Origin of the sequence: Oceanobacillus sp. CFH 90083 (genome assembly GCF_009389585.1) — a bacterium.
Lineage (GTDB): Bacteria > Bacillota > Bacilli > Bacillales > Amphibacillaceae > Oceanobacillus.
Map to the genome: position 1 here is coordinate 1 of NZ_VIYG01000052.1, position 380 is coordinate 380.

The following is a 380-nucleotide window of genomic DNA, read 5'->3' on the forward strand; positions in this document are numbered from 1 at the left end:
AGTTGCATCAAAATGCCTTGACGTTGTGGTGCTGTGCCCTCTACAACAACATTTTGCTTGTTTAAGCTTGGCATAAGTTCAGTGTCTTCAACCTGCGGACGAACAGTTTCAAACTGAGATCCGTTAGTTTTTTCACCACTAATATTTAAACCGTCAATCGTGACTTGCTTAATTTGGCCAGCATTCACCGCTGCAACAAAATCTGAATATTTCATTGCAGTTGGCTTATTGCGGTCACTGATATTACTGAAAATTAAAATCAGAACACCAAGTATTATTAGCCACAATACGGCATTCTTGAAGTAATCGCTCAAAGCTTTATTCCCATATCAATCTAATTTGATCATGCCCAAACTTGGCCGATCGTCTTAAAAACAGCA

General features: G+C 38.9%; 1 protein-coding gene. It reads right to left on the bottom strand.

Annotated elements, in window-relative coordinates; all coding sequences use genetic code 11:
* The coding region (locus FLK20_RS21440; RefSeq protein WP_194165724.1) for an ATP-dependent metallopeptidase FtsH/Yme1/Tma family protein at positions 1-314 on the bottom strand (314 nt) is incomplete at its 3' end.
* Between the last annotated feature and the right edge of the window lie 66 nt (positions 315-380).